Origin of the sequence: Blattabacterium cuenoti (assembly GCF_014251375.1) — a bacterium.
GTDB lineage: Bacteria > Bacteroidota > Bacteroidia > Flavobacteriales > Blattabacteriaceae > Blattabacterium > Blattabacterium cuenoti_K.
Map to the genome: position 1 here is coordinate 98,281 of NZ_CP059187.1, position 17,296 is coordinate 115,576.

The following is a 17,296-nucleotide window of genomic DNA, read 5'->3' on the forward strand; positions in this document are numbered from 1 at the left end:
TTATATTGAAAAATAAATTCAAAAAATATTTTCCTTCTCACGAAGAAGTAGTAAAAGCTAAAAATATTTTAAAAGATATTATTTATGAAACTCCACTACAAAAAAATTTGATCTTATCAGAAAAATACAAAGCTAATATTTTTTTGAAAAGAGAAGATTTACAAATTATACGATCATATAAAATTAGAGGGGCATATAATAAAATAAAAAGTCTGTCTCAGAAAGAGCAACTGAACAAAGGAATTGTTTGCGCTAGTGCAGGAAATCATGCCCAAGGTGTTGCATATTCTTGTAATATACTACAATTAAAAGGGAAAATTTACATGCCTAGTACAACTCCTAAACAAAAAGTAGAAAGAGTAAAAATGTTTGGAAAAGAATATGTTGAAATTGTTCTTATTGGAGATACATTTGATGCTGTAAGTCGTGAAGCAATGAAAGATTGTAAAAAAAATAAAAAAATTTTTATTCATCCTTTTGATGACATAAAAATTATAGAAGGTCAAGCTACTATAGGAATGGAAATACTTAAACAATCTCCATTAAATATAGATTATGTTTTTATTCCTATTGGTGGGGGGGGGTTGGCTTCAGGTGTAGGAAGTCATTTTAAACTATTTAGTCCCAAAACTAAAATTATAGGAGTAGAACCTCAGGGCGCTGCTTCTATGAGTTACTCTCTAAAAAAAGGAAAAGTTATGGAATTAAAAAAAATAGATTGGTTTATTGATGGAGCTTCAGTCAAAAAAGTAGGAGAATTGAATTTTAACATATGTAATCAAGTGTTATATGAAATAAAAACAGTACCGGAAGGAAAAGTTTGTACGACGATTTTAGATTTATATAATTTAGAAGCTATTGTTGCAGAACCAGCTGGAGCACTTTCAATATCCGCATTAGATTTTTATTCTAAAAAAATCAAAGGAAAGACTATAGTTTGTATATTAAGTGGAGGAAATAATGATATAACAAGAACAGAAGAAATAAGAGAAAGATCTCTTATTTATGAGAAAAGAAAACATTATTTTATTGTTAAATTTCCACAAAGATCTGGTGCTTTAAAAGAATTTGTTAATAATATTTTAGGGGAAAAAGACGATATTGCTTATTTTGAATATTCAAAAAAAACTTCCAAAGAAGAAGGTCCTGCAATTATAGGAATAGAATTAGCTGATAAAAATGAATTATCAGGACTTTTAGGAAGAATGAAAAAATATAAAGTTCATTTTCAGTATTTAAACAAAAATCCAGATTTATTTCGTATTCTAATATAGATAGAAAGAAAAAACTAAGTAGAGAAGAGTGTACCCACGACTGGATTTGAACCAGCACATCCTAATAAATGGATACCACCCCCTCAAAGTGGCGTGTCTACCAATTTCACCACGTGGGCAATAATGTTCAAAATAATTTATATGATCGTATCGCAATGTTCAAAAATAAACAATTTTATTTTATCAATAAAGACTCTTGAAGATTTTTTTAACTTTATAAAAAATATGAATTATGAACATAGCGATAATAGGATATGGAAAAATGGGGAAAATTATAGAAAAAGTATCTAAACTCAGAAATCATAGAATTTCACTTATTTCTGATGATACACCAACCCCCATTTTATTGAAAAATTCAGATGTTGCAATAGAATTTAGTCAACCTAACACTGCATTTAACAATATAAAAATTTGTATAGAAAATCATATTCCTATAGTATGTGGAACTACAGGATGGATAGAAAAATTAGATCTTATTAAAAAAATATGCAAGGAAAAAAACGGTTCTTTTCTGTATTCTTCTAATTTTAGTATAGGAATGAATATTTTTTACGAAATAAATCATAAACTATCAAAATTACTATCTCCATATTCTGTGGATTATGAAGTCATAATAGAAGAAATTCATCACAAAGAAAAATTAGATAAACCAAGCGGGACAACACTATCCTTAGCAAAGGATATTATCCATAATAAAATGAAAAAAGAATGGATTTTGGATCAAAAAGAAAAAAAAGATCAAATATTAATTCTTTCAAAAAGATTTGGATCTGTAACAGGAACACATGTAGTTACATATCAATCTAAAATAGATAATATAATGATTCAACATAAAGCTTATAGTAGAGAAGGTTTTGCTTTGGGGGCTATTATTGCTGCAGAATGGATAAAAAATAAAAGGGGGGTCTTTTCTATGAAAGAAGTATTGGGAATATCATCATAAAATCTATTTTATGTTATATCACTATCTTGTTTATAGTGTCCTTTTTTTGTTATTTGAACATATTATCCATATTTTAGGAACATGTAGACTTTCTAAAAAATTAGGTGTTCCATATTGGAAACTAATTATTCCCGTATATAACATAGTTCTTCTTTTAAAAATTTATAATAGATCTATTTGGTGGATTTTCCTTTTTTTCATTCCATTAACAAGTATTTTCCTTATTTTTGTTTTATGGATAGATTTACTTCGTACTTTTGGAAAAATAAAAAAAAAACATATTTTTTTTCTGTTATTTTCTCTAGGAGTATATATATACTATATAAATTATTCTAAAAACATTGAATTTTCAAAAGAAAAATTAAAAAAGAAAAAAAATTTAGGAATTCTATTTTCGGCCATTTTTTCTTTTCTCATACATACTTATATAGTTCAACCTTTTGCGATCCCAACCTCTTCAATGGAAAGAACTTTGTTAGTAGGAGATTTTATATTAGTCAGTAAAATTCATTATGGATTACGAATGCCTATAACTCCTATTTCTATTCCATTTTTTCATAACACTATTTTTGGAGGTAAAATTAAATCTTATATTCCATTTTTTCAATGGCCTTATCTACGGTTAAACCCTATAAAATCGATCCAAAGAAATGATCTTGTCGTTTTTAATTTTCCAAAAGATTTTAATCATAAAATAATAGATAGAAAAGATAATTATATCAAACGTTGTGTTGGAATTCCCGGAGATATTGTTTCTATAAAAAACGGAATTTTATTTGTTAATCATAAGCGAGAGGAACACTATAAAAAAAATATTTTAGAAAAACAACATAGCTATCTTATTAAAACAAAAAATATCCCATTAAATATAGAATTTCTTAAAGAAAAAATGGATCTTGAAGATGTTGAAATTATAGAAGAAAATGAAGAATATTTTTTTTACCAAATCATGGCAACAGAAAAACAAGTGATTCAAATAAAAAATTTATTTGAAAATATAGTTTTTATAAAAAAAAATATTTTACCTGATCATTTTCAAGAAAATTCTATATTTTTAAGTCATTTTAATAATAATTGGAATAGAGATTTTTTCGGACCATTATACATTCCTAAAAAAGGTGATATTATTAGATTAAATTCAAAAAATATTAATATTTATTATGATATTATAGTATCAGAAAAAAATTTTCTAAATAAAAAACATTATGATTCCATTATTAATGATAATAAAAATAATTTTTATAAAATCAGAAAAAATTATTATTTCATGATGGGTGATAATAGACATAATTCTTTTGATTCTCGTTATTGGGGTTTTGTTTCAGAAGATCATATAGTAGGAAAACCTATATTGATATGGATGAGTATTGATTGGGATAGAAAAAAACCTTTTAATATTTTCAGTTGGAAATTTCGTTGGAATCGTATTATGACTTCTATGAATAGTAGAAAAAACTCTTATTTGTTCTATTTTTTTGTATTTATAATTATCTATTTATTTAGTTCTCTTCTCATATTCATTTTCAAAAGAAAAAAACAATTTTTTATTAAAAATAATTTTTTTCATTTTTTATAAAAAAACTTCCTATAAAATATCCAGATAAGATTCCCCCAATATGAGCAAAATGCGCAACTCCAGGTGCTAAATTAAAAATAGATGAAACAAAACTTCCAAAAACAAATATTAAAAGAGCTTTTCGTATAGCAATTGGTAAAGGAAACGGTAAAATAAAAATCTTATGTTCTGGAAAAAATCTAGCAAACGCACCTACTATTCCACTTACAGCTCCAGATGATCCCATCATGGGAGAATACATTGAAGTATAAAGATTGATTTTCTGATCATCATTTAAATAATAATCAAATATTCTTTTTGCTTGAGTAAAATCTAATGAATGAACAAAGTAATACATTACTCCAGTATTGAATACTAATTGAAATAACGCAGCTAAAACACCAGATAAAAAATATGTTATCAAAAATTTTTTAATTCCTAATAAAGTTTCCATTTTACCTCCAAACATCAATAAAGCTAACATATTAAAAATAATATGTAAAAAAAAACGTTTAGAATGAATAAACATATGAGTAATAATTTGATACAATTCAAATCTATCATCTAAAGGATGATATAAAGAAAAAATGTTTTCTATTTTATATTGCGAAAAAACAAAAGCAGCTGTATACAAAAGTATATTAATACTAATTAGATGTTTGACAGCGTCTGAATTAAAATTTGATATATAAAAAAAACTCACTTACAAAATTGTTTTTTGAAAAAATTATTATTTAAAATAAAAAATATAGGATCTCCAGAATATGTATAGTTTGGATTGTTACAAGAAAACAAGTCCTGTATCAAACCTTTCCTCTTATCTGAATCTAATTTTTTCCCGTATTTTATAGCAGCAGATTTAGATATAGATTTAATAAGTATTTTTTTATTATTTTTTTCTCCTTTAACAAAATTATATGTTAAAATTTTTTTAAAAATCTCAATTAGTATATTTTGATGTATTCTTTCAGGAATAGAATATAAATATACCGATTTATTAAAACAGTAAAAATGAAATCCTATTTCTATTAAATCATATTTAATATTAGTTAATGAAACTAATTCATTTTTTAAAAGTTTTATTTCAATAGGAAAAAGAAACTGTTGGATTATCAATTCTTTTTTTTTCTTTAAAAAAAACTCAAATAAAATGTTTTGATGAGCTTTATGTTGATCTACGAATATAACATATTCTTTGTTAAATGAAAATATTATATATTTTTCATTTATTTGAAAACTTTCTATATATTTCTTTTTATCAAATATATAACGAGATAATTCATTCGTAAAATGAACATCCTTCTTAAAAAGTAAAAAATCTGATTCCTTTACATTACGAATCCAATTTTCTAATTGAATTACTTTTTTTTTATATGACAGTTCTTCGAAAGAAGAATTATAATAATAATTTATAAATCTATTTGGATTTTCTTGATCAATGGAATTACAAGATAATAATAAATTTGAATTATCTAATTCATTTTTTTTTATTTTGTATTGACTGCATAAAATATTTTTAATTTCCTGTTGAAGAAGATTACAAATTATATTTTCTTCTTCAAATTTAACTTCTCTTTTTGAAGGATGGATATTCCAATTCACTAAACAAGGATCTACATAAATGAAAATAAAATAAGAAACTGTTTTTAAATTTTTTATGATTCCATTATAAGAATTAAGAATTCTTTTTTGCAAAAAAGAATTCTTAATACAACGTTTATTTACAAATAGAAACTGATATCCTTTTTTTTCTGAAGAATCTGGTTGACTAATAAATCCCTCTATAAGGATTTTATTTTTTTTAATAAAAAGAGGAATGAATATTTTATTTTCATTAAAAATTTCTTTTATTCTTTCTTTTAAAGAAGCTTTTTTTAAATGAAAAACAATTTTTTCATTGTGGTAAAAACGATAGATAATATCTCTATGCGCTAAAACTATTTTATAAAATTCATTGACAATATGTTGAAATTCTATTCTAGAAGATTTTAAAAAACGTTTTCTAGCTGGAAATTTGTAAAAAATGTTTTTTACTGAAATTCTTGTTCCTTTCAGAATATTGATAGAAGTTTGTTTTTTCATTTTTCCATCTTCTACAAGTAGTTGAATTCCAACTAAGCTTTCTTTATTTTTTGTTTGTATTTCTAACTGGGAAATAAGTGCGATGGAAGCTAAAGCTTCTCCTCTAAATCCTTTAGTTTTAATTATAGAAAGATCCTCATTCGTTTTTATTTTGGAGGTAGAATATCGTTGAAAACTCATTTTTGCATCATTAAAACTCATTCCTTCTCCGTTATCTATTAATTGAATAAGCGTTTTTCCTGAATCTCTTATAAAAATGTCAATTATTTTAGACTTTGCATCTATTGCGTTTTCTAAAAGTTCTTTTAGTACAGAAGAAGGCCGGTCTATAACTTCACCCGCAGCAATTTGATTGATCACATTTTTAGGTAAAAACTGAATAATATCCTTCATTTCATAGAATTTTTAAAAATTGCCATATCCAAAGCTGTTTTTGCGCATTCTATACCTTTGTTCCCATATTTTCCTCCTGATCGATCAAAAGATTGTTGTTTATTTTCATCAGTAAGAACGCAAAATATAACTGGAACATCATACTTTATATTTACATCTTTAATTCCTTGTGATACTGATTGACAAAGATATTTAAAATGAGGAGTTTCTCCTTTAATAATAGATCCTATAACAATAATTGAATCAAAATCATAACAATGAGCTATTTTTTTAGCAGAGTAAATAAGTTCATAACTTCCAGGGACTTTCCAAAGTCGTATTTTTTCTTTCAAAATACCTGATTGAATTAAAGTTTCATAAACTCCTTTATATAGATTTTTAGTTATATCATTATTCCATTGTGAAACAATAATTGCAAATTTTAGATTTTTTTTTTTATTTTTTTTTCATACTGAAATACAGGATTTTTTTTCATAGGAGAAAATTTATAATTTTTTTTCAAGAAACATGAGATATTTGGTCACATTCTCTTTATAGAGAAAAGAAGGATATTTTTTTTCTATCTTTTCTAGAAAAAATTTAGAATCTTTGTATCTTTTCATAGAAAAAGTCAACAAAGCCGCTTTGTAATAATAAAGAGGAGTAGTGATTTCATTTTCTCTTATTTTAGCAGCTTGAATATAGTTTTTTAAGGCTTCATCTTTGTTTTTAATTTGTGCAAAAGAATCTCCTATGAGACCATATTTTAAAGCATATAAAATTTCATCTTTTGCAGAAAATTTTTTCATCATATTTATAGATTCTTTATAGGATCCTAATTTGTAATAACAAATTCCTGCATAATATTTAGAAATATTTCCTGCTTTTGTATAAGGATATTTTTTCACAATTCCATAAAATCCTAAGTAATTTATTTTAATTTTTTTATCATTTAAAGCTTCATTTATAAGTCCTTGTGATAGATATTGTTGAGCGTATATCAATTCTTTTAATGCTTTTTCTTCAGATGGATACAAAAAAAACTTTTTGTAAAGAAAATACATTCCCATTATTCCCAAAAGGATACTACAAAAGTAAGTCGTTATTTTTTTTCTAGAAAAAGTTAGAAGCATGTAATTTACAATTCTGAATTGTAGAAAAAATTAAAAATAATTTAATCTTTTTTTCTTAAAACTTCTATAGTTTTTATCCTTTTATTATCTATGCTCCTTATAATAAAGGAATAATTTAAAAAATTAATTTTTTGTTCTAGTTTTGGAAATTCTTTATTTATCTCCATAATAAATCCTCCCAAAGTATCTGCATCTCCTTTTTTTTTTTCAAAAAAAACTTCTTCCTCTATTTTCATAATACGATAAAAATTAATCAAAGAAGTTTTTCCATCAAATAAATAATTGTTTTGATTCAACTTAGAATAAGACATGTCTTCTTCATCAAATTCATCAATAATATCTCCTACAATTTCCTCAATAACATCTTCTAGAGTCACTGTCCCGCAAGTCCCTCCATATTCATCGACTACAATAGCAAGGTGGATTTTTTTTTTTTTAAAATCATTTAATAAATCATCTATTTTTTTATTTTCAGGAACAAAAAAAGGAGTATGAATCAATTTTTTCCACTCAAATTTTTTTTCATAAATAAATGGCAGAAGATCTTTAGAAAAAAGAACTCCTTCTATATCATCAATACTGTCTTTATAAACCGGTATTCTAGAAAAACCTTGATTACGAACTAATTCCAATACATCAGAAAAAGATGTATTTCTATTTAAAGCAAACATATCTATTCTTGGAGTCATAATTTGATGTGTTTCTGTATTTCCAAAGTCTACAATTCTTTGCAAAAATTGACATTCTTGAATATTTTTTTGATTAAAAGATGCAATTTTTAATGCTTTTGAAAGTTTATCAACGGAAATTATATTCTTTTTTTTACTAATCTTTTTTTCTATAAATCTAGAAATAAGAATCATCATTTGATTTACGGGTTTCAATATTTTACTTAAAACAATCAATGTTTTAGACATAAAAAGAGCAAAACGAAAATTATTTTTTCTAGCATATATTTTTGGAATTATTTCTCCAAAAAGGAGTAAAAAAAAAGTTAGGACCCATACTTCTAAAATAAAGTTAATAGGAATAGGTATTTTATAAATAAATAAATATCTATCTTGAAAAAATTCTGTAATTAAATATGAACTCAATAAGACAATTCCTATATTGGAAAAATTATTAGAGATCAATATTGTTGATAAAAGTTTTTTTCTATTTTTAAGAATATTTAAAACTCTGTTTCCTCTAGATGGATTTTTTTTTATTTCTTTTTCAAGAGTTTTTTTTTCTAAACAAAAAAAAGCAGTTTCTGATCCAGATATCATCGCAGAAAATAATAATAATATTATTATTAATACAAAATAAATAATTATTTGAAAAGTATTTTCTAAAAAAATATTCGTAGAAGATTCTTTTTCCAAGAGATTTAATTTTGATAATTTTATTTAAAGGAAATGAAAAATTTTATAAAAAAAACCAAAATTATATAGGATCAAATTCATCCATTTTTTTCTCTGATCTCTCAAACAAAGATAGAATAAAAAAAAACTAAATCATTTTTTCATGTTTTAAAAACAATAAAATAGGACTAGGAAAAGGATATTCACAGATTTTATCATATGGAATAAAAAGAAATTTTTTTAAAAATTGATTTTCATGAAAATTATGAATTATGCAATTCAAAAATTGAATTGACAAAATTTGATGAGTGAGCTTATGTTTTACTTTATAAATAACAGTTTTAGAAATTATTTTAAATCTTTGTAAAAAAAATTTATTTATTTCCTTAATAGTCAATTTTTTATTAGATTCTATTAAAGGAAAATCATAAAGACCTTTCCATATATCTTTTGTCAATCTCTTATTAATACAAAGAATTTTTCTGTTATTGTCAAATATAAACAAATAATAAAAAAATCTATTTTTCGTATATTTTATTTGTTTTCTTTTAACAGGTAATTCGTATACAGTTCCATTTTGAAATGAAAAACAGGAATATTTTATAGGACATAATAAACATTTAGCATTTTTTGGAGTACATAAAATAGAACCTAGATCCATGATAGCTTGATTGAAAATACCTGGATTTTTATAATCCATCATCTTAGATATGAAAATTCGAAATATTTTTTTTGATGTAGACAATGTGATATCATGATAAATTCCTAAGTATCTTGAAAAAACTCTATAAGCATTTCCATCAACAGCAGGAATCACTTCATTAAAACATATAGATGCTATAGCGGCACTAGTATATGCCCCAATTCCTTTGTATTTTATTAAGTCTTTATATCTTTTTGGAAAAAAATCAATTGGTTTATCTTTTAATTTTTTTGCAAAAAGGTGAAGATTAATAGCTCTTGTGTAGTACCCTAATCCCTCCCATTTTTTTAATACATCTTTTTCTTCAGCTTGAGCAAGTTTTTTGAGAGTTGGAAACTCCTTTATAAAATTTAAATAGTATTTAATAGTATTATGAGTAATTTTTGTTTGTTGCAACATGAATTCTGAAACTAATATCCAATAAGGATTCTTAGTTTTTCTCCAAGGAAGTTCCCGACAATTTTTCAGGTACCAATTTATTATTTTTTGAGAAAAATCCATATCTATTATATTAAAATTTTCAGTATTTAAGCAATTTTATAAAAAATGGGTATATTTAGGAACCCTAATTTTGTTATTCGATATAATGATTTAACATGACAAAAGCAGATATAATAACAGAAATCATATCAGAAACTGGATCTGAGAGAGTTGACACGCAAAAGGTGATAGAAACATTTATGAAAAAAATAAAACAAAGCCTTACATCAGGAGAAAATGTTTATTTGAGAGGATTTGGATCATTTATTATTAAATATCGAGCGAAAAAACTTGGACGTCACATATCCAAGGACATGTCTATTGTGATTCCTGCGCATAATATCCCCGCATTTAAACCTGCTAAATCATTTACTGAATTAGTAAAAAAAAATGTTCCTATTAAATTAAAAATTAAAAAATAATTTATAGTAGTTATATGTCTTCGTATATAGTCGATAAGAATAATCGATTAACAACGATTAAAATCAAATTATGCCAAACGGAAAAAAAAGAAAAAGACGTAAGATTGCTACCCATAAAAGAAAAAAAAGAAATAGAAAAAATAGGCATAAAAAAAAGAAATAAAAATTTTAATTCAATCTATTGTAATTTCTACTGAAACTTTGTTCCTCGTTTTTGTATATTATGAGTAAAGAGTTAATTTTAATTATAATAAATGTAGAAGCAGAGGGAGAAGAAGTGAAAATAGCTCTTTTAGAAGTTTATAAGAGGGAAAGTTACTGGAGTATCAGAAAGAAATTTAAATCAAAAGTTCTCTGTATGTGAGATATTTATTTAGGAATAGTGAAAATTATTTCACATGGTTTTAATACAGAAATTATAGATATTGGATATTCAAAAGGAGCTTTCTTACATTATAAAATGATATTGAATTTCAAATAAAAAAAATGTTGGAATTGATTTCCACAAATCACGAAAAAAATTCTTTATTAGAGATAGATACAGATTTTTTTGTGTAGATTCTTTTTTTTCAAAAAAAAAGAGTGCATTTGTTTTTCTTCTAGAAAGAATATTATAAAAGAATATTATATCCTTAGACAAAAAATTTTAGTTCAAATTTATAAAGTCCTTATTTCTAATAATAACCTCCTAACAAAATAAACTGCTAAAATTTGTATTACAGGGGAGTAATTTTCTATTAATTCCTTTTTTTTTCATAAAGAAATTTTGATTTCTATAAAAAATGCAAAAAAAATAGATTAATTTCTTTTCTTGCATACAAAAAATCATACCAAAATCCTTTTGGCATTATTTTTTGACGGAAGCATGTTTTAAATATAGAAAATCTTTAAAAAAAAGAACTTTTTTTTTAATTGAAAAATGGGAAGAAATATTAAGTAAATTAAATAGTTTAATAGAATTTACTCCAGTTAGAATAGAATATTCAGTGAATCTACTACTAGTAGTAGATAACTTCTTGTTTCTTAAAAAACAAAGAAGATTCATTACTACAAGTACAACAATTAAACATTAATTATAAAGGGCCCCCCACTAATTTTAAAAAAATTGGAAGTTGAAAAAAATCCCCTTGAAAATGTCACGTATTTTTTTGTTATTGAACATACTGAATCATTCATTACACATGTTTATAGATGTTGTAAATAGAGAAATGACTAATCATATAAAAATACATACACATTCTTTTATTTTATTCCAGCTTTCTATTTTATTTATAAAAAAAAAATAGTCCCCTTCTTTCTATTCTCAACAAAACAAAAATGGAGATTCAAATATACAAATATGGATTCAAATTATTCCTAGAGATTTATTTGAATACACAGAATTTAAAATCCTGAATATAAATAAAATTGTTATATCATCATCTAAATAAAAATAAAATTTTTTAATAAAATAAATTAATTAAATTGTATACGATGTATTATTATGTGGGCGTGGTGAAATTGGTAGACACGTCAGACTTAGGATCTGATGCCGAAACACAGGCATAAGGGTTCGAATCCCTTCGCCCGCACAACAAAAAATTAATGAATATTTCTTTTTTTATATCCTATATAAATTTGTCTAGGTCTTCCTATAGGTTCTTGATTTAATCTCATTTCTTTCCAATGAGCCATCCATCCCGGCAATCTTCCTAAAGCAAACATAACTGTGAACATATCTTTTGGAATCCCCATAGCTTGATAAATGATTCCGGAATAAAAATCTATATTTGGATAAAGTTTTTTCTCCATAAAATATGGTTCTTTGAGTACTACTTCTTCAAGTTCTTTTGCTAATTCTAAAATGGGATCAGTAATTCCTAATTCACTAAGAACATTTTCAGCAACTTTTTTTACTATCCTAGCTCTAGGATCGAAATTTTTATAAATTCTATGTCCAAATCCCATTAATCTAAATGAATCTTTTTTATCTTTTGCTCTTTCTACCCATTTTTTTATATTTCCACCACTTTTCAAAATATTTTCTAACATTTCAATAACAGCTTGATTGGCCCCTCCATGTAACCTCCCCCAGAGCGCGCTAATTCCTGCAGATACAGATGAAAAAAGATTTGCATGTACAGAACCTAACAAACGGACTGTAGTTGTAGAACAATTCTGTTCATGATCTGCATGTAGTATTAAAAGTTTATCCAAAGCATCTGTAAGAATTGTATTTCTTTTATAATATTTTTTAGGAACAGAAAAAAACATTTTCAAAAGATTAGAAGTATAATCTAAATTATAATTCAAGTCTTCATAATCACTATAAGATATCGGAAGACCTACTTTTTTTCTATAAGTCAAAGCAGCTAATATAGGAAGTTTAGCTAACAAATTGAAATACATATCTTTTTCTTTAATAGAATTTTTTGTATAAGCAGTAGGAAGAAGACAGGTTAAAGAAGATAAAATGCCCATAGGATGATAAGACATAGGAATCTTATCAAGTATTTTATAGATTTCTTGACTAATTGAATTAAATTTATTGATGTTTTCAGAGAAAGATTTTAATTGTGCAGTATTAGGGAGTTCTCCATTCAAAAGAAGATAGCTAGTTTCTATAAATGTACATTTACTAATAATTTGTTCAATAGGATAACCTCTATATAAAAGCTCTCCTTTTTCTCCATCTATAAAACTAATAGAACTTTTAGTTATACCTGTATTTTTTAAACCTGGATCAAAAGTGATAAACCCTGTATTTTCTCTAAGTTTAGAAATATTAATGGCTTTTTCATAATAGTTAGTTCCATATACTACTGGGAGTTTATAACTACATCCATTGATATCAAAATTAACAATACTAATAATCCTACAGCACATAATAAATTTTTTTTAATATTAAAAAAATATAATATATAAAAATAATATTATCAAAAAATCATTTCATCAAATGAAAGAATAGTATGATATCCCTTATTTGAAAAATATTTTTTCATACCATTTCTGTAACTTATCAAAACAAAATCCCCACCCCAAGCTCCTAAACTTTTTACTACACCTAAATAATCTGTAAAATATATTTCTTTTACAGTAGGTAAATCAAGTATTTTTGCTATAATTATTTCATGTTGAATTAATAATTCTTCAAATTCTTTCAAAGTTTTACAAAAAGTAATTTTTTGAGTAATGAAAGAAATAGAGTTTATTTTTTCTCTAGAAATATTTTTTTTCTTTGAGAGAAAAAATCTGATTCCTTCGAAAGTATTTTGTTTTTTATTAAGATGTAGAAAAAAAAGTTTTTCTTTAAATGGAGGATTAAAATTTATAGGTATAATATGTGGTTTTTTATTCTTTATTCTGTAAAGAATTGGAGTTTTATTAGATCCACAAGCGATATCATATCCGCTCCCCATTAGAAAATTTTTTTCTAATAATCCATAAGGATTGACTTTTGCCCATCTTGCAATATTATTAATTAAAGTTGAACTACTTCCTAATCCCCAATTTATTGGAAATTCTAATTTAGTTTTTACATATATTTCAAATGAATCTTTAAGAAATTTTTTTTGAAGTTTTCTAGATTCTAATAATAGATTTCTTAATTTTAAAGCAGTTTTTTTTTCTGTATTGTAACAGATATCTAAAGAAGGAAGTAGAAAAATACATTTAAACCAAGGTTGGTTTTTTTCGTTTAAGCTTTTCCAACGTAATACAGATCCTTTATTTTTTATTTTTCCGTAATAAGTAGTCAGTGATTGTCCTCTAATTGTAGGAACAGCTAATCCGTAAGATCCATATAAAATAAAATATTCTCCTGTTAACAACAATTTTCCATGAGTGTGAAAAAAATTTTTCAATTTAAATTTAGGAATCATATGATAATGCAATCAAATATTATTTAATTTTTCGAATTAGATTTTGCAAAATCTGTCCAGGACCTACATCAGTAAATGAACGAGCTCCGTTATTTATCATATTTTCTACAGATTGTTTCCACTTTACTGGAGATGTCAATTGTTCTATAAGGTTTTTTTTTATATTTCTGTATTTTTTAACTGGTTTTGCATTTACATTTTGATAAATTGGGCATTTTGAATCTTTAAATGAAATAGTTTTTATAAAATTGGCTAATTTATTTTTAGCTGGCTCCATAATAGGAGAATGAAAAGCCCCATGAACAGGAAGCATAAATATTTTTCCACCTATTCTTTTAAAAAAATTACAAACTCTTTTCAAAGAGTCATATTCTCCGGAAACAACCAACTGTTTAGGACAATTGTAATTAGCAGGAACTATAATACCATGATCTCTTTTACAAGCTTCTTCGATCACTTCATCTTCTAATCCAAAAACAACTGCCATTCCTCCATGCACAGATTCACATATTTTTTGCATTATTAATGCTCTTTTTAATACTAATTTCAATCCTTCTTCAAAGGAAAAAACATCAACAGATGCTAAAGCAGATAATTCTCCTAGAGAATGTCCAGCTACCATATCTGGATTAAAATTATTTAATGTTTTTGTTTTTATTACTGAATAAATATAAATTGCTAATTGTGTGTACTTAGTATTTTTTAGAATTTTTATAGTTCCATTAAACATAATGGATGTCATTTGAAATCCTAAAATTTCATCTGAAAATCTGAATAATTTTTTGGCTACACTAGAAGTAGTGTATAAATCTTTTCCCATTCCTATAAATTGGGATCCTTGACCAGGAAATACATAAGCCTTCATAAAAAAAAGGAATAAAAATATAATTTAATAAAAAATAATTTAAATAACAATTAATAAAAAAAACAACTTTTCTGATGAAAATAACTGATACACATACTCATTTATACATGAAACAATTTGATGAAGATAGAGATTTTGTAATAAAAAATGCAATAGAAAATGGAGTAAGTAGATTTTACTTACCTTCTATCAATAGTTACACAATTCCTCTAATATTAGAATTAGAGAAAAAATATCCTAACATATGTTTTTCTATGATCGGATTACATCCGAATGAAGTCAATCCAAAAAACTTAGAATATGAATTAAAATATATTGAAAAGTATCTCAACAAACATTCTTTTCTTTTTGTAGGAGAGATAGGAATAGATTCCCATTTTGGAGAAAAATACATTTCCGAACAAAAATACGCTTTTCAAACACAAATACAATGGGCAAAAAAGAAAAAAAAACCTATATCTATTCATTGTAGGAAAGCTTTTGATCAAGTTTTTGAAATTTTATCAAAAGAGATTAATTCTGATTTAAAGGGTGTTTTTCATTGTTTTTCTGGAACATTGGAACAAGCAAAAAAGATTATTGATTTTGGAATCAAATTAGGAATTGGAGGAATGATTACTTTTAAAAATAATTATATCAATCAATTTTTACATAAAATTAGTTTAAATAATATAGTGTTAGAAACAGATTCTCCATTTTTATCTCCTTTTCCTTTTAGAGGAAAAAGAAATGAACCTATTTATATTAAAATAATTTTGAAGAAGTTGTCTCAAATTTATTCACTTTCAGAAGAAAAAATAGCTGATCTTATTCATTCTAATGTAGAAAATATTATTTCATAATATCTTTTCATGTTTCATTACACCATTTTATCAATTTTCACTAACTGATCAAATTCTTTAATGGTTAAATATCCCAATCGAATAGCTTCTTCTTTCAATGTTGTATTATTTTTATACGCACATTTTGCAATTTTTGCTGATTTTTCATATCCAATACGAGGAGTAAGAGCTGTTACCAACATTAAAGATTTATCTAGTAATTCTTTGATTCTTTTATAATTTGGAATAATTCCTTTTACACAAAATTCAGAAAAAGAATAGCAAGAATCTGATAAAAGTTGTGCAGATTGCAAAAAATTATATGCCATTAACGGTTTACAAACATTTAATTCATAATTTCCTGAAGCACCCGCTAGAGAAATGGACATATCATGACCTATAATTTGTGTACATACCATAATAAGTGCCTCGCATTGGGAGGGATTTATTTTTCCAGGCATGATAGAAGATCCAGGTTCATTTTCAGGAATAAAAATTTCTCCAATTCCAGAACGTGGTCCAGAAGATAAAAAACGAATGTCATTCGATATTTTAATCAAAGAAATGGCTATCTGTTTTAAAGAGCTATGAGATTCCACAATAGCATCATGAGATGCTAAAGATTCAAATTTATTATTTGCCATTTTAAATGGAAATCCTGTATATCTACAAATATATTCAATAACTTTTGAATCGTATCCTTTAGGAGAATTTAGTCCAGTTCCTACAGCAGTTGCCCCAATAGCTAATTCAGAAAGATGTTCTAAAGTTTTTATTAGAGAATTCAATCCATGATCTATTTGAGAAACATATCCTGAAAATTCTTGTCCTAAAGTAATGGGAACTGCATCCATAAGATGAGTTCTTCCGATTTTTATTACATTCTTAAAAGAATTGGATTTCTTTTCTAAAGAACGCCGCAATTTTTCTATAGAAGGAATGGTTTTTTCTATTAACTTTTTATAGCATGCTATATGCATTGCAGTAGAATAAGTATCATTAGATGATTGAGATTTATTGACATCATCATTCGGATGTATTAAATATGAACCTTTTCCAAGAACCCCCCCCATCAAAACATGAGATCTATTGGCAATCACTTCATTTACATTCATGTTAGAATGTGTACCAGATCCTGTTTGCCATATTACTAAAGGGAATTGATCATCTAATTTTCCTTCTATAATTTCATCACATACCAAAGAGATTAAATCTCTTTTTTTTTTAGATAAAATTCCGAGTTCAAAATTTACATATGCGGCAGCTTTTTTTAAAAGAGCAAAAGAATGAATAATTTCTATTGGCATAGAACCTTCTAATCCTATTTTAAAATTATTTCTTGACCTTTCTGTTTGAGCCCCCCAATATTTATCAATAGGAACTTGCACAGTTCCTAAAGTATCTTTTTCTATTCTAAATCTAAAAATCATTTTCCTATTTTTT

16 protein-coding genes and 2 tRNA genes are annotated in these 17,296 nt (G+C 25.2%); 7 read left to right on the forward strand and 11 right to left on the reverse strand.

The genetic code is table 11. The features are described from left to right. Positions 1-5 precede the first annotated feature (5 nt). Positions 6-1,274 (forward strand): threonine ammonia-lyase, encoded by a 1,269-nt coding sequence (ilvA, locus tag H0H71_RS00420; protein ID WP_185856178.1) that lies wholly within the window; start codon positions 6-8, stop codon positions 1,272-1,274. A 31-nt stretch (positions 1,275-1,305) separates the two neighbouring features. Here ilvA and H0H71_RS00425 read toward each other — a convergent pair. Beyond that, positions 1,306-1,393: transfer RNA gene (locus H0H71_RS00425), tRNA-Leu, on the reverse strand. A gap of 113 nt (positions 1,394-1,506) precedes the next feature. On the opposite strand from H0H71_RS00425, the gene dapB reads away from it, so the two are divergent. Together dapB and lepB are read left to right on the forward strand one after the other, a co-directional pair. Then, the gene (gene dapB, locus H0H71_RS00430) at positions 1,507-2,217 is read left to right on the forward strand and encodes a 4-hydroxy-tetrahydrodipicolinate reductase (protein WP_185856179.1); all 711 of its coding nucleotides are present in this window, start codon (positions 1,507-1,509) and stop codon (positions 2,215-2,217) included. A 10-nt stretch (positions 2,218-2,227) separates the two neighbouring features. Continuing rightward, positions 2,228-3,793 carry a signal peptidase I gene (gene lepB / locus H0H71_RS00435; protein ID WP_185856181.1) on the forward strand — a complete coding sequence of 522 codons (1,566 nt, stop codon included), beginning with the start codon at positions 2,228-2,230 and terminating at the stop codon, positions 3,791-3,793. On the opposite strand, the gene H0H71_RS00440 is transcribed toward lepB, so the two are convergent. From H0H71_RS00440 to H0H71_RS00465, 6 genes are all read right to left on the reverse strand, one after another. Beyond that, positions 3,765-4,475, reverse strand: a complete 711-nt coding sequence (locus tag H0H71_RS00440) for a rhomboid family intramembrane serine protease (RefSeq protein ID WP_185856183.1) — start codon at positions 4,473-4,475, stop codon at positions 3,765-3,767. The genes lepB and H0H71_RS00440 overlap by 29 nt on opposite strands. Then, on the reverse strand, positions 4,472-6,247 hold the full coding sequence (gene mutL / locus H0H71_RS00445) for a DNA mismatch repair endonuclease MutL (RefSeq protein WP_185856185.1): 1,776 nt from the start codon (positions 6,245-6,247) through the stop codon (positions 4,472-4,474). Before mutL ends, H0H71_RS00440 begins: the two co-directional genes overlap by 4 nt. Further along, a complete protein-coding gene (gene ribH / locus H0H71_RS00450; RefSeq protein ID WP_185856453.1) occupies positions 6,244-6,660 on the reverse strand; it encodes a 6,7-dimethyl-8-ribityllumazine synthase in 417 nt (138 codons plus the stop codon). The genes mutL and ribH overlap by 4 nt, the downstream gene beginning before the upstream one ends. Positions 6,661-6,732: 72 nt before the next feature. Further along, positions 6,733-7,359: a tetratricopeptide repeat protein gene (locus H0H71_RS00455; RefSeq protein ID WP_185856186.1), complete on the reverse strand. Its 627-nt coding sequence runs from the start codon at positions 7,357-7,359 to the stop codon at positions 6,733-6,735. 41 nt (positions 7,360-7,400) lie between these two features. Next, complete coding sequence (gene gldE, locus H0H71_RS00460) at positions 7,401-8,723, reverse strand: gliding motility-associated protein GldE (protein ID WP_185856187.1); 1,323 nt, start codon at positions 8,721-8,723, stop codon at positions 7,401-7,403. A 127-nt stretch (positions 8,724-8,850) separates the two neighbouring features. After that, the gene (locus H0H71_RS00465; protein ID WP_185856189.1) at positions 8,851-9,906 is read right to left on the reverse strand and encodes an A/G-specific adenine glycosylase; all 1,056 of its coding nucleotides are present in this window, start codon (positions 9,904-9,906) and stop codon (positions 8,851-8,853) included. A 95-nt stretch (positions 9,907-10,001) separates the two neighbouring features. Between H0H71_RS00465 and H0H71_RS00470 the strand changes: the two genes are divergently transcribed. The 3 genes from H0H71_RS00470 to H0H71_RS00480 all read left to right on the forward strand — a co-directional run bounded on the left by H0H71_RS00470 (position 10,002) and on the right by H0H71_RS00480 (position 11,878). Then, positions 10,002-10,307, forward strand: a complete 306-nt coding sequence (locus H0H71_RS00470) for an HU family DNA-binding protein (RefSeq protein ID WP_185856190.1) — start codon at positions 10,002-10,004, stop codon at positions 10,305-10,307. Between the two features lie 223 nt (positions 10,308-10,530). Then, entirely contained in the window at positions 10,531-10,671 is a 141-nt protein-coding gene (locus H0H71_RS00475) for a hypothetical protein (RefSeq protein WP_185856192.1), read from the forward strand. 1,121 nt (positions 10,672-11,792) lie between these two features. Then, positions 11,793-11,878 (forward strand) — tRNA-Leu (locus tag H0H71_RS00480). A 10-nt stretch (positions 11,879-11,888) separates the two neighbouring features. Here H0H71_RS00480 and H0H71_RS00485 read toward each other — a convergent pair. From H0H71_RS00485 to fabD, 3 genes are all read right to left on the reverse strand, one after another. After that, complete coding sequence (locus H0H71_RS00485) at positions 11,889-13,160, reverse strand: citrate synthase (RefSeq protein WP_455905743.1); 1,272 nt, start codon at positions 13,158-13,160, stop codon at positions 11,889-11,891. 62 nt (positions 13,161-13,222) lie between these two features. After that, positions 13,223-14,167, reverse strand: coding sequence for a GYDIA family GHMP kinase (locus H0H71_RS00490; RefSeq protein WP_185856196.1), 945 nt, complete (start codon positions 14,165-14,167; stop codon positions 13,223-13,225). A 19-nt stretch (positions 14,168-14,186) separates the two neighbouring features. Beyond that, positions 14,187-15,032, reverse strand: coding sequence for an ACP S-malonyltransferase (gene fabD / locus H0H71_RS00495; RefSeq protein ID WP_185856198.1), 846 nt, complete (start codon positions 15,030-15,032; stop codon positions 14,187-14,189). 74 nt (positions 15,033-15,106) lie between these two features. Here fabD and H0H71_RS00500 point away from each other — a divergent pair, with 74 nt between their 5' ends. Further along, the gene (locus H0H71_RS00500) at positions 15,107-15,874 is read left to right on the forward strand and encodes a TatD family hydrolase (RefSeq protein WP_185856200.1); all 768 of its coding nucleotides are present in this window, start codon (positions 15,107-15,109) and stop codon (positions 15,872-15,874) included. A gap of 17 nt (positions 15,875-15,891) precedes the next feature. Here the strand turns inward: H0H71_RS00500 and fumC are convergent, their stop codons facing one another. Beyond that, the gene (gene fumC, locus H0H71_RS00505; RefSeq protein ID WP_185856201.1) at positions 15,892-17,283 is read right to left on the reverse strand and encodes a class II fumarate hydratase; all 1,392 of its coding nucleotides are present in this window, start codon (positions 17,281-17,283) and stop codon (positions 15,892-15,894) included. Positions 17,284-17,296 lie beyond the last annotated feature (13 nt).

Coding starts and splice junctions, on each gene's coding strand:
- H0H71_RS00490 (WP_185856196.1), bottom strand. CDS start 14,167: ATGATTCCTAAATTTAAATTGAAAAATTTTTTTCACACTCATGGAAAA.
- mutL (WP_185856185.1), bottom strand. CDS start 6,247: ATGAAGGATATTATTCAGTTTTTACCTAAAAATGTGATCAATCAAATT.
- fabD (WP_185856198.1), bottom strand. CDS start 15,032: ATGAAGGCTTATGTATTTCCTGGTCAAGGATCCCAATTTATAGGAATG.
- dapB (WP_185856179.1), top strand. CDS start 1,507: ATGAACATAGCGATAATAGGATATGGAAAAATGGGGAAAATTATAGAA.
- H0H71_RS00500 (WP_185856200.1), top strand. CDS start 15,107: ATGAAAATAACTGATACACATACTCATTTATACATGAAACAATTTGAT.
- H0H71_RS00465 (WP_185856189.1), bottom strand. CDS start 9,906: ATGGATTTTTCTCAAAAAATAATAAATTGGTACCTGAAAAATTGTCGG.
- H0H71_RS00455 (WP_185856186.1), bottom strand. CDS start 7,359: ATGCTTCTAACTTTTTCTAGAAAAAAAATAACGACTTACTTTTGTAGT.
- fumC (WP_185856201.1), bottom strand. CDS start 17,283: ATGATTTTTAGATTTAGAATAGAAAAAGATACTTTAGGAACTGTGCAA.
- lepB (WP_185856181.1), top strand. CDS start 2,228: ATGTTATATCACTATCTTGTTTATAGTGTCCTTTTTTTGTTATTTGAA.
- H0H71_RS00470 (WP_185856190.1), top strand. CDS start 10,002: ATGACAAAAGCAGATATAATAACAGAAATCATATCAGAAACTGGATCT.
- H0H71_RS00475 (WP_185856192.1), top strand. CDS start 10,531: ATGAGTAAAGAGTTAATTTTAATTATAATAAATGTAGAAGCAGAGGGA.